We start from the raw sequence: 14,809 nt of genomic DNA, 5'->3' as shown, positions 1-14,809 counted from the left end.
CCGTCGATGTGGAAACGAGAAGCGCGCGAGTTTGCCACAGCCGTTGGGGCTACCATGGGCGCTGTTTGTGGTAGGCGCCTGACCCGTTTCCACCATGCAAGACGACCTCTTCGGCGACCCGCCTCCTCCCCCCGCGCCCTCGGCGCCCTCACCCGCCCCGGCCGCGCGCAAAAGCCTGGCCCGGGTGAATCCCGCGCCGCCCGATCCGGTGCTGCAGGGGCTGGCTGCCGCCCTGCCCGCTCGCGTGCGGCTGGGCAGCTCGTCCTGGTCCTACCCCGGTTGGGCCGGCCTGGTGTGGGACAGCGAATACCCCGACACCCTGTTGTCGAAAGAAGGCCTGCGCGCCTATGGTCAGCACCCGCTGATGCGCTCGGTCAGCGTGGACCGCAGCTTCTACCGCCCGCTCACGCAGGACCAGTACGCGCGCTACGCGGCCCAGGTGCCGGACGACTTCCGCTTCGTGGTGAAAGCGCCCAGCCACGTGACCGACGCGCTGGTGCGCGGCGAGGACGGCCGGGGCGTGCAGCCCAACCCGGCGTTCCTCGACCCGGCGCTGGCGACGCAGGACTTCGTGGCGCCCGCGCTCGCGGGCCTGGGCCACAAGGTCGGCGCGCTGGTGTTCCAGCTCAGCCCCCTGCCCCGGCACCTGCTGCACAACCTGCCGCTGGTGCTGCAACGCCTGCGCAAGCTCCTGCTGGCCCAGCCGCCGCTGGCGCCCACCGCGCCCGACGGCGTGCTGGCCGTGGAGGTGCGCGACCCGCAGTGGCTGGACGAACCCTTCGTGCACGAGCTGGCCGCCGTGCTGCGCGAGGCCGGCGCCACCTGGTGCCTGTGCCTGCACGCCAAGATGCCGCGCCTGCGCGACCAGTTGCCCCTGCTGCGGGCGCTCTGGCCCGGCCCCATGGTCTGCCGCTGGAACCTCAACCCGCTGCACGGCGCCTACGGTTACGAAGACGCCCAGCGCGAGTACAGCCCCTACGACCGCATCCACGACGTGGACCAGGACACGCGCGAGCTGCTGGTGCGCACCATGGCGGGCATCGCCGGCGCCGGCCAGAACGTCTTTGTCACCATCAGCAACAAGGCCGAGGGCTGCGCGCCGCTGTCGGTGCGGGCCCTGGCCGAAGGATTAGCGGGTCGCCCTCACCCGAAGTGAGCTGCTCAGCCCGGCCAGCAGCGCGCAGCCCGCCGCCAGGCACAGCGCGATCGTCTCGGCCCGGCCGTCGTGCTGGTTCCAGACCGCGAAGATCGCCGCCAGGATCACCGCGCCCAGCGTCTGTCCCGTGAGCCGCGCCGTGCCCAGCATGCCGCTGGCCGCGCCGCTGCGGTGCACCGGCGCGGTGGTCACGATGGTGTGGTTGTTGGGCGACTGGAACAGCGCGAAACCCGCGCCGCACAAGGCCAGGCGCCAGCCCATCTCGAAGCTGGTGGCGTGCTCGGGCCGCAGGCCCACCAGCAGCAGGCCGGTGGCGAACACCACCATGCCGATGCCGCCCAGCCAGCCCGCGGGGTAGCGGCCGATCAGGCGGCCGGCGATCGGCGCCACGACCACGGTGGCCAGCGGCCAGGCGGTCATGATCAGGCCGGCGTCCATGTGCGAGCGGCCCTGCACTTCCAGCAGCAGGAACGGCAGGCTGAGAAAGGCCAGCATCTGCGCGCAGAAGGCCCCGAGCGACGAGCCCATGGACAGCGCGAACACGGGAATGCGCAGCAAATCCAGCGGGAACAGGGGCGCCGTCAGCCGCCGCTGGCGGCGCAGGTAGATCACCCCCACCGCCACCCCGGCGGCCAGCAAGGCCCAGCCCAGCACCGGGGCGCTGTGCGCCGCGCCACTGCGCACGCCCAGGTAATCGGCACCGACGAAGACCAGCGTGAACATGAGCACGTTGAGCGCCACGTCGATCAGCGAGAACTGGGGCGCGGCCTCGGCGCGCGTGGGGTTGTAGGGCAGCGCGCGCCGCCCCATCCACAGCGTGAGCAGGCCCAGCGGCAGGTTCAGCGCGAACAGCCAGGGCCACGACGCCACCGACAGGATGGCCGCCGCCACCGCCGGGCCGGCCATGGTGGAGGTGGCCACCACCATCGAATTGAGCGCGATGCCGCGCCCCAGGCGCGAACTCGGGTAGACCAGGCGCACGAGCGCGGTGTTCACGCTCATGATGCCGGCCGCGCCCAGCCCCTGCAGCGCCCGCGCGGCGGTGAGCATGGCCAGCGAATCCGCCAGCATGGCGGCCACCGAGGACAGCACGAACAGCAGCATGCCCACCAGGTAGACGCGGCGGTAGCCCAGCCGGTCGCCCAGCGCGGCCAGGGGCAGCAGCATCACCAGCGAAGCGATCTGGTAGGCATTGACCACCCAGATCGCCTGCGAGGCCTCGGCCTGGAGCTGGCGCGCGATGCCGGGCAACGCGAGGTTGACGATGCTGCCGTCCATCACCGACATGGCGATGCCGAGCACGATCACCAGCACGGCCTTGCCGCGCTGGGGAGACGGCAGACCGTCCTGCGCCGTCACCCGCGCGCCTCGGCGGCCAGGTGCCTCGTGGGGTCGCCCGAGAGCGTGATCCAGGTCAATGCCACGCCGATCAGCGCGCCCGTGGCCATGCCCACCACCATGGGCAGGGGCTTGCCGGTGGCGAACAGGCTCACGATGCCCATGGCGGCCGCGCCGCCCAGCATCTGCAGGGTGCCCAGCAGCGCCGAGGCGGTGCCGGCGATGGCGCCGTGTTTCTCCAGCGCGAGCACCGAGGTGGTGGGAATGACCAGGCCCATGAAGGCGCTGGCGATGAAATACAGAATGATCAGCACCACGAGCTGGTCGCCGCCCGCGAGGTAGTAGGCCAGCATCAGCGCCATGGTCAGGCCCGAGGCGGTGGCCGCCACCTTCACCAGCCGCACCAGGCCGAAGCGCTGGCCGAGCACGCCGGTGAACTGCGAGGCGCCGATGAAGGCGATGGCGTTCAGCGAGAACGCCAGGCTGTACTGCGTGGGCGTGAGGCCGTAGTGGTTGATCAGCACGAAGGGCGAACCGGCCAGGTAGACGAAGAACCCGGCCATGGCCGTGGCGCCGATGCCCACGAGACCCAGGTAATGCCAGTCGCGCAGCAGCAAGGCGTAGGCGCGCAGGGCGCTGTCCAGGCTGCTTTCCACGCGCTCGGCTTCGGTGCGGGTCTCCTGCAGCGTGCCGTAGACCAGGGCCAGCCCGGCCACGGAAGCCAGGGCCACGGCCCAGAACACGCCGCGCCAGCCGGTCAGCGCGATCACGCCGCTGCCCGCCAGCGGGGCCAGGATGGGCGAGACGCTGAACACCAGCATCAGCAGCGACATCAGGCGCGCGGCATCGGCGCCGGTGTGCAGGTCGCGCACCACGGCGCGCGGGATCGCCATGCCGGCGGCCGCGCCCAGGCCCTGCAGGAAGCGCAGCGCCACCAGGGTCTGGATGTCGGTGGCCAGCGCGCAGCCGATGCTGGCCAGGGTGAACAGGCCCAGGCCGAAGTACAGCGGCGGCTTGCGGCCCACCATGTCGGACACCGGGCCGTAGAGCAGCTGGCCCACGCCCAGGGACAGGAAAAACGCGGTCAGGCTGAACTGCACGGCACCGACCTCGGCGCCCAGGCTGCTCCCGATGTCGGGCAGCGCGGGCAGGTACATGTCGATGGCGAAGGGGCCGATGGCGGAGAGCAGGCCCAGAATCAGGGCCATCTTGAGATAACGGGTGAAGAACATCCCCTATTGTCGCCAGGGCGCGAAGGCTTTGCCGGGGCACGGTTGGACCGTTCTGGTGTAGGGGCGGTCCGGGTGCGTCACAATTTCGCATCCCACCCCCTTACTTTCCCCCGGAGAACCCCACCATGGCCGTTGAAGGCAGCGCAGGCGACCTGCTCAAAGTCGTGACCCTGCTGGGCGCAGCGGTGGTCGCCGTGCCCCTGTTCAAGCGCATCGGCCTGGGCTCGGTGCTGGGTTACCTGGCCGCGGGCCTGGCCATCGGGCCGTTCGGCATGGGCCTGATCAGCGACCCGGCCACCATCCTGCACACGGCCGAACTCGGGGTGGTGATGTACCTCTTCGTGATCGGGCTGGAAATGCAGCCCTCGCACCTCTGGAGCCTGCGCAAGGCCATCTTCGGCCTGGGCAGCCTGCAGGTGGTGGTGTGCGGCTTTCTGCTCACCGGCGTCGGCCTGGCCTTCGGTTTCCCGCTGGGCGTGTCCTTCGTGAGCGCCATGGGCTTCGTGCTGACCTCCACCGCCGTGGTGATGCAGCTGCTGGGCGAGCGCGGCGACATGGCCCAGCCGCGCGGGCAGAAGATCGTCGCCATCCTGCTGTTCGAAGACCTGCTGATCGTGCCGCTGCTGGCGGTGGTGGCCTTCATGGCGCCGCCCGACATCGGCGGGCCGGTGGCCGCCACCTCGTCGCGCTGGGGCGCGATCGGCCTGGGCCTGGGCTCGCTGGTGGCGCTGGTGGCCGCAGGCGTGTGGCTGCTCAACCCCCTCTTCCGCATCCTGGCCAACGCCAAGGCGCGCGAGGTGATGACCGCCGCCGCCCTGCTGGTGGTGCTGGGCGCGGCCCTGCTGATGCAGGTCGGTGGCCTGTCCATGGCCATGGGCGCCTTCCTGGCCGGCGTGCTGCTGTCCGAATCCACCTTCCGCCACCAGCTGGAGGCCGACATCGAGCCCTTCCGGGGCCTGCTGCTGGGTCTGTTCTTCCTGAGCGTGGGCATGTCGCTGGACCTGGCGGCCGTGGCGAGCAACTGGCCCATCATCGTGGCCGGCGTGGTGGCGATGATGCTGGTCAAGGCCCTGTGCATCTACGGCGTGGCGCGCTTCGCCCGCAGCTCGCACGCCGACGCGCTGGACCGCGCCGTGCTCATGGCGCAGGGCGGCGAGTTCGCCTTCGTGCTGTTCGCCGCCGCGCTGGGCGCCAAGGTGATCGACCCGGTGGTCAACGCCAACATGACCGCCATCGTGGTCCTGTCCATGGCGCTCACCCCGCTGGTGGTGCTGGTGCACCGGCGCTTCGCGGCCAAGGACGCCGGCGTGTCCATGGACGGCATCGAGACCGTGGCCGACCGGGCCGCGAGCGTGCTGGTGATCGGCTTCGGCCGTTTCGGCCAGATCGCCAGCCAGGGCGTGATCGCCCGCGGCGCGAGCATCACCATCATCGACAACAACGTGCAGATGATCCGCGACGCCGAAGCCTACGGCTTCAAGGTCTACTACGGCGACGGCTGCCGCGCCGACGTGCTGCACGCGGCCGGTGCCCACGCGGCGCAGGCCATCCTGGTCTGCCTGGACAACAAGGAAGCCGCCACGCGCATCGCCGAGCTGGCCAAGACCGAGTTCCCGCACGCCGAGCTGCTGGTGCGCGCGTTCGACCGCGAACACGTGCTCGAGCTGCGCAAGGCCGACGTGGGCTACCTCGTGCGCGAGACCTTCGAGTCGGCCATGGCCATGGGCCGCCAGGCGGTGCTCACGCTCGGGGCCGCCGAGGAGGAAGCCGACGAGGTGATGGAGCACCTGCGCCGGCGCGACGCCGAGCGCATGGACCTCGAAGCCGCCGGCGGCCTGTTCGCCGGCCGCCAGCTGGTGCTGGGCAACCAGGTGAAGAAACAGCAGGCCGAGGGCCAGGACGCGCAGGCCCCGGCCTGAACCCTCACGGGCAGACGGCTTCGACGTTGTTGCCGTCGGGGTCGATCAGGAAGGCCGCGTAGTAGGTCGGGCTGTAGTCGGGCCGCGCGCCGGGGCCGCCGTTGTCGCGCGCGCCGGCCTTCAGGCCTGCTTTGTAGAAGGCGTCCACCGCCCGGTGGTCGGGGGCGCGAAACGCGACGTGCGTGCCCGGGCCCTGGTGGCCCGGCGCCGCGTAGAGCCACAGCGCAGGGGCGTCTTTCGGCCCCAGGCCGGCATAACTGTCGTCGTGGGAGCCCAGCACGTGGCCGAGCGGCGCGAGCGCGGCTTCGTAGAAGCGGGTGCTCTTGGCGAGGTCGTTGACTTTCAGTCCGAGGTGGTCGTACATGGCGAAGGTTTCCTGCTCGATGGGTGGATGAGGCGTTCATCTTCGAGCAGGGTCGCCAGGCGGTCTTGGAGAATCTTGCGGTCTTTCGAGGGGCCTTTGCGGGCGGCGCGCCGGAAGCCGCGCGGGGACAGGCCGGCCGCGCGGTGGAAGCTGCGCACGAAGTTGCTGAGGTCGGCGAAGCCCACCTCCAGCGCCACCTCGGTCACCGGGCGGTCGTCCTCGGCGAGCAGCCGGGCCGCGTGCCGCAGGCGCGAACGCACCAGGTACTGGTGCGGCGTGACGCCCAGCACCCGCGAGAACACCCGCAGGAAATGGAACGGGCTCAGGGCCGCTTCGCCCGCCGCCCGGTCCAGGTCGACGGCCTCGTTCGAATGGGCCGCGATCCACGTCGCAGCCTCCACGGCGCGGCGCCGGTCGCGTTCGGCCACCGGCGCGGGCCTGAGCTCGCGGCCGCTCACCACGTCCACGAAGCGCGACGCGAACCACAGGCCCACCTCGTCCAGGCCGGCGTCGCCCTGGCCGCTGGCCACGGCTTGCGCGAGCTCGCCCAGCACCATGAGCTCGGGCAAGGGCGGCAGGCCGCCGGTGCGCCAGGTGCGGCGGTCGCCACCGACCAGTTCGACAAAACCGGGCGAGAGGTGAAAGGCCAGGCACTCGTCGCCGCAGACCGCGTGGTCGTGCGTGCACATGAATTCGTCGCCCGGGTGGCCCACCAGCACCGAGCCGGCCACCAGCTCGTAGGCATCGCCGCCCACCCGGTAGCCGAAGGTGCCCTTGCGCACATAGGACACCGAATGGCCCTGGTGCACCTCGGTGAACGGCCGCTCGGCCGGGCCTGTGCCGCAGCGGTAGTCCACCACGCGCACCGGGCCGGCCTGCAGCTCGGTGGCGGTGATCACGGCGGCTCTCCGTCGAACAGGCCGGGCTCGTTGCCGATGCGGGCGCGCTCGATCTGCAGCATGCGCAGCTTGGTCGGCACGCCGCTGCCGCCCGAGAAACCACCCGAGCGCCCGCCCGCCGCGAGCACGCGGTGGCAAGGCACGATGGGCGCGAACGGGTTGTGGCCCATGGCCTGCCCCACCGCCCGGGCCAGGCCGGCGTCGCCCAGGGCCTCGGCCAGTTCGCCGTAGGTGCGCGTTTCGCCGGGCGGTATCGCGCGGGCCAGGGCATAGACCTCGCGCTGGAACGGGGTGAGTCCGCTCATGTCGAGCGCGATCTCGCGCAGATCGCTGCGCGAGGCGCCCGCCAGCAAGGCCTGGACGCCGTCGATGGCGGCCTGCACCGGCGCGGGCGGGTGCGCATCTTCCGGCAGCGGCGGCAGGCCCTTCAGCAGCCGCGCCCGGGTGCGCGTGGCATCCGCTTCGGGCAACTGCACCGCCACCACGCCGTGCGGCCCCCAGGCGATGCCGATCGCACCGATGGCGGTGTCGAACAGCGTGTGGCCGCCGTCCATCGCGGTCTCACACCGCGCGCAGCGCCGCGCGCAAACCCGCACCGATCTCGGGCCGTTCGAGGAACGGGTCGGCCGGGTTGGTCTGGTTGACGATGCCTTCCATGCGCGCGCGCACATTGCCCAGCGCGCGCGGGTGGCTGAAGATGTAGAAGCGGTCGGCGCTGATGGCGTCGAACACCAGCTGGGCCACCTCGGCGGCCGAGACCTTGCCCGAGCCCACGGCCTTGTCGGTCATGGCCTGGCCGATCAGCTGGCTTTGCGTGGCTTTTTCGTCGGCCATCTCGGCCGGGCGGTTGCGGTGGCTCTGGTTGATGCCGGTGGGCACGAAGTACGGGCACAGCACGCTGGTGCTGAGCTGATCGCTCACCAGCTTCAGGTCCTGGTAGAGCGTCTCGGTCAGGCTCACCACGGCGTGTTTGCTCACGTTGTAGATGCCCATGTTGGGCGGCGTGAGCAGGCCGGCCATGCTGGCGGTGTTGACGATGTGGCCGCGCCAGTTCGGGTCTTTCCTGGCGGCGGCCAGCATCATGGGGGTGAACAGGCGCACGCCGTGGATCACGCCCCAGAGGTTGACGCCCAGCACCCATTCCCAGTCGCGCACCGAGTTTTCCCACACCAGGCCGGCCGAGCCCACGCCCGCGTTGTTGAAGACGAAGTGCGGCGCGCCGAAGCGCTGTTCGACCGCCTTGGCCAGGGCTTCCATCTGTTCCTGGCTGGAGACGTCGACCTTGCGCGAGAGCACCTGCACGCCGGTGGCCTCGATCTCGGCCGTGGCCTTGTCCAGCGCGTCCTGCTGCACGTCCACCAGCACCAGGTTCATGCCCAGCTTCGCGCCGATGCGCGCGCATTCGAGGCCGAAGCCCGAGCCGGCGCCGGTGAGCACCGCCGTTTTGCCCTTGAAGTCCTGAATCATGGATGTCTCCTGTGTGTGAAAGAACTCAGGCGGCCCGAACCATCTCGATGTGGTCGATGCCGTCTTCGATGTAGATCTCGCTGGCCGGTTCGAAGCCGTGCTGGCGGTAGAAGGCCTCCAATCTGGCCTGCGCGCCGATGCGGATGGGCTGCACGCCCCACAGGCCGTGCAAGGCCCGCACCGCTTCGCGCATCAGCACATGGCCCAGGCCACCGCCGCGCGCGGCAGGCAGCGTGACCACGCGGCCGATGCTGGCTTCGGTGAATTTCAGGCCGGCCGGCACCAGGCGGGCGTAGGCCGCCAGCGTGCCGTCGGTGCGTTCGCCGAGCAGGTGGAAACATCGGGCGTCGGCGCCGTCCATGTCCTGGAACACGCAGTTCTGTTCCATCACGAACACCTCGGTGCGCAGTTGCAGCAGGGCATACAGGTTGCGGGCATGCAGGGCATCAAAAGGCAGGCAGCGCCAGGTCAGGTTCGGGGTCGGGGAGCTCAAGCGCGCACTTCCCTCAACACATAACCGATGCGCGGGAAGTGCACGTGCAGGCGCCCGGCGCGCTCGTCGTTGCGTTCCAGCGTGTAGCGGGTGCGGGTGGCCGCGCGCAGGATGCCTTCGGTGGGCTCGGGGCCGAAGGACTCGGCGGTCACAGTCACACGGCTGCCCAGGGCGATGCCGTGTTCGTCCTGGAACACGTCGTCGGTCAGCGGCGCGGGCTCGGCGGCGGCCGCGATGGCGATCGCCTCGGAGGACGTCATCTTGTGGGACGTGCCGTGGCCGATGGCGGCCATGCGGTCCAGCCACTCGATCACGTGGGGCGTGGCGTCCAGGATGCCGGCCATCGCGGGGTTGACCACGCGGGTGAACCACAGCGGGTGGTAGGCGGCGAAGTCGGCCACGCAGGGCGCGCCGCCCAGCAGGAAGGGCTGTTCCTCGACCATGGTGGAGAGGCGGCGCAGGTAGCTGCGGTAGGCGGCGGTGGCGTCGCCCGGGCGCAGGCTGGTCATGCCGCCGCGCATGGCGCCGCGGTCGGCCGCGAAGGCCTGGGCCGCTTCGGGCGGCTGGCCGGCGAACAGCGCGGCCGCGCCCTTCGGGCTGAGGCTGTAGGCCATGGCGGCCCAGAACAGCGTGGTGTCGGCCCATTGCGCCAGCACGCGTGCCACGCCCTTGTGGTGCTCGTGGTAGAGCGCGGGCTGGGGCTGGCGGTGCTCCAGCACGTCGCAGATCAGCGCGGTGTCGCAGTAGATGTCGGCGCCGACCTGCAGGATGGGCGTGCGGCGGTAGCCGCCGGTGAGCGCGACCACGTCGGGCTTGGGCATGATGCGCGGGATGTTCACGCTCTGCCAGGCAAGGCCCTTGTGGCCCAGCATCAGGCGCGCTTTCTCGGAAAACGGCGACGTGGCGTAGTGGTGAAGGATGAGGTCGGACATATCGGGGGCCTTGTGGGGATGTTCAGCGCGGCATGGCTCGGGCAATGATGGCATCGAAATCGGTGCCCGCACCCAGCGACCCGAAGCTGTAACCCCACTGCCCGGCCAGGCGCGACTCGCAGAAGGCGCCGAACACGGCCGCAGGCGCGGTCTGCGCCAGCAAGGCGGCCTGCACGGCCAGGGCCACGTCCTGCGCCAGGCGGCGGGCCTCCATCTCGGTGGCCATCTCTTCCACACGCGCCGGCAGGCGATCGGCCAGGTGATCGAGTGCGGGGTGCATGCCGCGTGCGGGCGCCAGTTCATGGGCCAGCGCGGCGGCGGCATCGGCCTTGCGCAAGGCGCGCAGCAGGTCCAGCGCCATGATGTTGCCCGCGCCCTCCCAGATCGAGTTGAGCGGCATTTCGCGGTAGATGCGCGCCATGACGCCCTCGCCGCCCTCCTCCACGTAGCCGTTGCCGCCCAGGCATTCCATGGCTTCCTGCGCGAAGTGGCTGCCGCGCTTGCAGATCCAGAACTTGGCCACCGGGGTGAGCAGGCGCGTCATCACCTGCTCGTGCGGGTCGGCCGCCCGGTCGAAGCTGCGCGCCAGGCGCAGGGCCAGCGCGGTGGACGCCTCGGACTCCAGCGCCAGGTCGGCCAGCACGTTCTTCATCAGCGGCTGGTCGATCAGCGCCTTGCCGAAGGCCTTGCGCTGAGTGGTGTGGTTCAGCGCGATGGACAGCGCCTGGCGCATCAGGCCGCTGGTGCCCAGCGCGCAGTCCAGCCGCGTCATGGTGCCCATGGCCAGGATCTGCGGCACGCCGCGCCCCTCCTCGCCCACCAGCCAGGCGCTGGCGCCCACGAACTCCACCTCGGAGCTCGCGTTGGCCTTGTTGCCCAGCTTGTCCTTCAGGCGCTGGATGAACAGCTGGTTGAGCGTGCCGTCGGGCAGCACGCGCGGCAGGAACAGGCACGAGAGCCCGCTGGCCGTCTGCGCCAGGATCAGGAAGGCGTCGCACATCGGCGCCGAGAAGAACCACTTGTGGCCGGTGACGGTGTAGCGCTGGCCCCAGGCGTCGCTGCCGGCGGGCTCGGCGCGCGTGGTGTTCGCGCGCACGTCGGAGCCACCCTGCTTCTCCGTCATGCCCATGCCCATGGTCAGGCCGGGCTTGTCGCGCCAGACCTTGAGCGCCGGGTCGTAGGCGCGGCTGGTGAGGCCGGGCGCCCAGTCCCGGTAGATGGCCGGGTTGTCCTTGAGCGCGGGCGCCACCGCGTAGCTCATGGAGATGGGGCACAGGATGGACGGTTCCAGCTCGGTGAAGAGCATGAAACCGGCGGCGCGCAGCTGGTGGGCGTGGCCGGTGGCCTGCTGCTCGGCCGAGAACGCGGTGCCGTGCAGGCCCGCGCCCACCGCGGCCGTCATCAGCGCGTGGTAGCTCGGGTGGAACTCCACCTGGTCGATGCGGTGGCCGAAGCGGCTGTGCGTCTTGAGCTGCGGTGTGTGCACGTTGGCCAGGCGCGCGTGCGTCTGCATCTCGCCGCTGCCCACCGTGGCGCCCAGCGCCTGCAGCGGCGCGGTGTCCAGCGCGGGCGCGTTGAATTTCAACGCCGCCTGCATCGGCCGGTTGCCGTCGAACAGGTTCACATCCACCAGCGGCTCGGGCTGGTTGAAAACGTCATGCGTGGCGGGCATCTCGGGGTCTCCTCGGGGCAAAGATCCGGGTCCAGGTGTCGCTCAGGTCGCGCACCTCGGCGGTGTCCAGCGCGCCCTTGTCGCGCAGCAGCCGGTGCAGGCGCGGCAGGTGGTAGTGCGGCACGGCCGGGTACAGGTGGTGTTCCAGGTGGTGGTTCACGTGGTGCGGGAACAGCAGCGCGCGGCCCAGCCAGTTGGCCAGCGAGCCGCTGGTGCGGTTGCAGCGCGCCGCGGTCAGCGGCGAGGACAGGTCGGTCACCGCGCCGTGCTCGCAGATGGCGCGCAGGCGCAGGATGGGCTGCAGCACCGTGACCAGGGGCAACAGCCACAGCACCGCGTACATCAGCAGGCCTTGCGCACCACCCCAGGCGAAGGCCGCCAGCGGCGCGGCCAGCTGGAAGGCCAGCACCAGCCAGCGGTCCTGCCGCGCGGCGGCGCGCAAGGCGGGCGAGGTGTCGTCCAGCGGGCGGATCTCGCGCCGCGTGTCGTCGTTGATGGCGGGCGCACCGAAGAAGTAGGCGTAGGTCTTCCAGGCGTTGAAGCCCAGCAGGTCTTCACCCAGCTTGCGCAACAGGTACAGGCGACCGCGCGGGTAGCCGCCATGGATGGCGGTGTCCGGGTCTTCCTCGGTGTAGAGGTGGTTGTGGTGCAGGCGGTGCGTGACGCGGTAGGTGCACATCGACAGGCCCACGGCCATGCCCATCAGTCGGCCCAGGCCGTCGTTGGCCCAGCGCGCGGCGAACAGGCGGTAATGGGCGGCCTCGTGGATCAGGATGAAGACCGCGTGCTGCGCCACGCCGAGCACCAGCACGCTGAGCACCATCCACGGGCTGGGCCAGGTAAGCACCGCCAGCGCCACGGCCGCGGCGATCCAGCCCAGGGTCTGCGCGATCGCCAGCAGGGAGCGCGCCGTGGACAGCCGCGTCAGCGGCGCCAGCTCGGCCGTGCTGAGCAGGCGGCGCGCCTGCGCGTTGCGCGCGCCGGGTGCCCGCAGGTCCTGGCGGAACTCTTCACCTTGCTGCTGGCCCGGCGTGTCCACGCGCGACCCCGGTGGCTCAGACCAGCTTGACGAGCTGCTTGCCGAAGTTCTTGCCCTTGAGCAGGCCCATGAAGGCCTCGGGCGCGGCGGCCAGGCCCTGCGCCACCGTTTCGCGCGGGCGCAGCTTGCCGGTGCCCACCAGCGTGCCCAGCTCGGTCAGGGCCTCGGGCCAGACTTCCATGTGCTCGCTGACGATGAAGCCCTCGACCTTGAGGCGGTTCACCAGGATCAGCGCGGGATTGGCCAGCGGCAGCGGCTGGCCGTCGTAGCCGGCGATCATGCCGCACACGGCGATGCGGCCGAAGGCGTTCATGCGCAGCAGCACCGCGTCGAGCACCATGCCGCCCACGTTCTCGAAGTAGCCGTCGATGCCCTTGGGGCAGACTTCCTTCAAGGCCTTGGCCAGCGAGTACATGTCCTTGTGGACCTTGTAGTCGATGCAGGCGTCGAAGCCCAGCTCTTCCACCGCGTACTTGCACTTGTCCGGGCCACCGGCGATGCCGACCGCGCGGCAGCCGCGCGCCTTGGCCAGGGCACCGAAGGCGCTGCCCACCGCGCCCGTGGCGGCGCTCACCACCACGGTGTCGCCGGCCTTGGGGTTGATGATCTTCACCAGGCCGTACCAGGCGGTCACGCCCGGCATGCCGACCGCACCCAGGTAGTGCGAGAGCGGCACGTGGGTGGTGTCCACCTTGCGCAGCGCGCCGGGCTGGCCGGCATCGACCACGCTGTACTCCTGCCAGCCGCCCATGCCCACGACCTTGTCGCCGGGCTGGAACTTGGGGTGCTTCGATTCAGCGACCTCGCCCACGGTGCCACCGATCATCACCTCGCCCAGCGGCTGCGAGGCGGCGTAGCTCTTGCTGTCGTTCATGCGGCCGCGCATGTAGGGGTCGAGGCTCAGGAAGTGGTGGCGCACCAGCACCTGGCCGTCGGCCAGCGCGGGCGTCTGGGTGGTGACGAGCTTGAAGTTGTGGACGGTGGCTTCGCCGTCGGGGCGGTTGTCGAGCAGGATCTGTTGGTTGGCAGGCATGGTGTTTCTCCGTTGGGCGACAAGGACCGTCAGTCGGTCCGGATGCGGTTGAGGGGCTGCGCGCTGCTGGCGCCGGTGGCCAGGCGCGGCATGAGCTTGAAGGTGCCGGTGGCGTGGGCGCAGAGCTTGCCGGCGGCGTCGTGAATGTGGCCTTCGGTGAAGACCATCGTGGCGGTGCGGTGCAGCGTGCGGCCCGTGGCCCGCAGCGGCCCCTTGGCGGCGCGCATGAAGCTGGTCTTCATCTCGATGGTGACCGCGCCCATGTCGGGCTCGGTGGAGCGCGCGGCATGGGCCATGACCACGTCGAGCAGCGTCATGCTGGCGCCGCCGTGCACCACGTCGAACGAGTTCAGATGGTCGGGCCCCGGGTCGAAGCGCAGCTCCGCCTCCCCGCCTTCGAACCGGTGCAGTTCGAAGCCCAGCAGCTCGACGAAAGGGATGCGGACGGAAAACTCCATGAAACGCTCAGCCTCCGGTGATCACGCTGACGCCACCGTCCACCGCCAGCCACTGGCCGGTGATGTGCTTGCCGGCGTCGGAGGCGTAGAGCACGGTCAGGCCCTTGAGGTCTTCGTCGTCGCCCAGGCGGCGCAGCGGTGCGTGCGAAGCGAGTTTTTCCTCGCCCATGGTCTTGAGCGTGCCCACGGTCATCTTGCTCGGGAAGAAGCCCGGGCAGATCGCGTTGACGGTGATGCCGTACTTGCCCCACTCGGCGGCCAGCGCGCGGGTGAAGTTGATCACCGCGCCCTTGGAGGTGTTGTAGGCGATGGTGTTCATGCCCGAGGGGTTGCCGCCCAGGCCGGCGATGGACGCGGTGTTGATGATGCGGCCCGACTTGCGCGCGATCATGCTGCGCCGGGCGATCACCTGGCTCAGGATGAAGTAGCTGCGCACGTTGAGGTTCATCACCTTGTCCCAGGCCTCCACCGGGTGGTCTTCGGCCGGCGCGCCCCAGGCGGCGCCCGCGTTGTTCACCAGGATGTCGATGTCGCCCAGGCGCTGCAGACTCTCGTCGGCCAGGCGGTGGATGTCCTCTTCCTTCGAGCAGTCGGCCGCGATCCAGCGTGCGTCGATGCCGGCGGCCTGCAGTTCGGCGGTGGCGCTCTCCAGGTCCTCGGCCTTGCGCGAACTCACCAGCACGCGCGCGCCGGCCTCGCCCAGGGCGTGGGCCATCTGCAGGCCCAGGCCGCGCGAGCCACCGGTGATCAGGGCGGTCCTGCCCTTGAGGTCGAAGAGTTGGGGAATGGTTCGGGTCATGTGGTCTC

General features: G+C 70.5%; 15 protein-coding genes. 2 read left to right on the top strand and 13 right to left on the bottom strand.

Features of this window, described 5'->3' with window-relative positions; translation table 11 throughout:
• Window positions 1-94 precede the first annotated feature (94 nt).
• Window positions 95-1,156, top strand: coding sequence for a DUF72 domain-containing protein (locus tag ABSY19_RS28185; protein ID WP_382157835.1), 1,062 nt, complete (start codon window positions 95-97; stop codon window positions 1,154-1,156).
• Here ABSY19_RS28185 and ABSY19_RS28180 read toward each other — a convergent pair.
• Both ABSY19_RS28180 and ABSY19_RS28175 read right to left on the bottom strand, forming a co-directional pair.
• The gene (locus tag ABSY19_RS28180; protein ID WP_382157833.1) at window positions 1,130-2,515 is read right to left on the bottom strand and encodes an MFS transporter; all 1,386 of its coding nucleotides are present in this window, start codon (window positions 2,513-2,515) and stop codon (window positions 1,130-1,132) included. The two genes, ABSY19_RS28185 and ABSY19_RS28180, sit on opposite strands and share 27 nt — an antisense overlap.
• Window positions 2,512-3,726 (bottom strand): multidrug effflux MFS transporter, encoded by a 1,215-nt coding sequence (locus ABSY19_RS28175; RefSeq protein WP_382157830.1) that lies wholly within the window; start codon window positions 3,724-3,726, stop codon window positions 2,512-2,514. The genes ABSY19_RS28180 and ABSY19_RS28175 overlap by 4 nt, the downstream gene beginning before the upstream one ends.
• Before the next feature lie 125 nt (window positions 3,727-3,851).
• On the opposite strand from ABSY19_RS28175, the gene ABSY19_RS28170 reads away from it, so the two are divergent.
• The gene (locus ABSY19_RS28170) at window positions 3,852-5,645 is read left to right on the top strand and encodes a monovalent cation:proton antiporter-2 (CPA2) family protein (protein ID WP_382157828.1); all 1,794 of its coding nucleotides are present in this window, start codon (window positions 3,852-3,854) and stop codon (window positions 5,643-5,645) included.
• Window positions 5,646-5,649: 4 nt separating this feature from the next.
• Here ABSY19_RS28170 and ABSY19_RS28165 read toward each other — a convergent pair whose 3' ends face one another.
• The 11 genes from ABSY19_RS28165 to ABSY19_RS28115 are packed head-to-tail and all read right to left on the bottom strand — an operon-like array spanning window position 5,650 to window position 14,801.
• Window positions 5,650-6,009 (bottom strand): VOC family protein, encoded by a 360-nt coding sequence (locus ABSY19_RS28165; RefSeq protein WP_382157826.1) that lies wholly within the window; start codon window positions 6,007-6,009, stop codon window positions 5,650-5,652.
• Entirely contained in the window at window positions 5,988-6,908 is a 921-nt protein-coding gene (locus ABSY19_RS28160) for a helix-turn-helix domain-containing protein (protein ID WP_382157824.1), read from the bottom strand. Before ABSY19_RS28160 ends, ABSY19_RS28165 begins: the two co-directional genes overlap by 22 nt.
• A complete protein-coding gene (locus ABSY19_RS28155; protein WP_382157822.1) occupies window positions 6,905-7,462 on the bottom strand; it encodes a methylated-DNA--[protein]-cysteine S-methyltransferase in 558 nt (185 codons plus the stop codon). Before ABSY19_RS28155 ends, ABSY19_RS28160 begins: the two co-directional genes overlap by 4 nt.
• Window positions 7,463-7,469: 7 nt before the next feature.
• Window positions 7,470-8,375, bottom strand: a complete 906-nt coding sequence (locus ABSY19_RS28150; RefSeq protein WP_382157820.1) for an SDR family oxidoreductase — start codon at window positions 8,373-8,375, stop codon at window positions 7,470-7,472.
• A 25-nt stretch (window positions 8,376-8,400) separates the two neighbouring features.
• On the bottom strand, window positions 8,401-8,868 hold the full coding sequence (locus ABSY19_RS28145; RefSeq protein WP_382157818.1) for a GNAT family N-acetyltransferase: 468 nt from the start codon (window positions 8,866-8,868) through the stop codon (window positions 8,401-8,403).
• Window positions 8,865-9,800 (bottom strand): glutathione S-transferase family protein, encoded by a 936-nt coding sequence (locus tag ABSY19_RS28140; RefSeq protein ID WP_382157816.1) that lies wholly within the window; start codon window positions 9,798-9,800, stop codon window positions 8,865-8,867. Before ABSY19_RS28140 ends, ABSY19_RS28145 begins: the two co-directional genes overlap by 4 nt.
• Before the next feature lie 22 nt (window positions 9,801-9,822).
• A complete protein-coding gene (locus tag ABSY19_RS28135) occupies window positions 9,823-11,472 on the bottom strand; it encodes an isovaleryl-CoA dehydrogenase (RefSeq protein ID WP_382157814.1) in 1,650 nt (549 codons plus the stop codon).
• Window positions 11,456-12,511 carry a fatty acid desaturase gene (locus ABSY19_RS28130; protein WP_382157812.1) on the bottom strand — a complete coding sequence of 352 codons (1,056 nt, stop codon included), beginning with the start codon at window positions 12,509-12,511 and terminating at the stop codon, window positions 11,456-11,458. Before ABSY19_RS28130 ends, ABSY19_RS28135 begins: the two co-directional genes overlap by 17 nt.
• Window positions 12,512-12,527: 16 nt before the next feature.
• Window positions 12,528-13,544 carry an NADP-dependent oxidoreductase gene (locus tag ABSY19_RS28125; protein ID WP_382157810.1) on the bottom strand — a complete coding sequence of 339 codons (1,017 nt, stop codon included), beginning with the start codon at window positions 13,542-13,544 and terminating at the stop codon, window positions 12,528-12,530.
• 29 nt (window positions 13,545-13,573) lie between these two features.
• Window positions 13,574-14,002, bottom strand: coding sequence for a PaaI family thioesterase (locus ABSY19_RS28120; protein ID WP_382157808.1), 429 nt, complete (start codon window positions 14,000-14,002; stop codon window positions 13,574-13,576).
• Window positions 14,003-14,009: 7 nt separating this feature from the next.
• Entirely contained in the window at window positions 14,010-14,801 is a 792-nt protein-coding gene (locus tag ABSY19_RS28115) for an SDR family oxidoreductase (protein WP_291119432.1), read from the bottom strand.
• Window positions 14,802-14,809: the final 8 nt, after the last annotated feature.

The organism is Hydrogenophaga sp. ANAO-22 (assembly GCF_042466645.1).
GTDB lineage: Bacteria > Pseudomonadota > Gammaproteobacteria > Burkholderiales > Burkholderiaceae_C > Hydrogenophaga.
Note: the sequence above shows the minus strand (reverse complement) of the source record. Positions and strands in the feature narration are given on the sequence as shown.